The 235-nt window shown below is 44.7% G+C and carries 1 pseudogene; it reads right to left on the reverse strand.

Annotated features, from left to right (window positions below):
• Positions 1-129: 129 nt before the first annotated feature.
• A pseudogene (locus AC23P2_RS31455) lies at positions 130-235 on the reverse strand (lipoyl synthase); the annotation flags it as partial.

Raw genomic sequence — 235 nt, forward strand, 5'->3', positions numbered from 1 at the left:
CACCGTCAACTTAAGCCGACGGACTTTAAACTTACTTCGGAGCGACTCCAGGAATTTTTCGTTTAGTTCATCTGCGTCTATTTCGTAATTGTCGGTCATGGGTGTATAACTATTAAAGTGAAAACTTGATTAAATCGGTACGTTGACTTGGCGCTCAGAGTGGTAGCTCGAACGAAAGAGTGGTCCCGACTCTACGTATTTTAAGCCCCGTTAGAGCCCTTCTTCGCGGTACATA

Source organism: Runella sp. R0.1_18 (genome assembly GCF_057652155.1).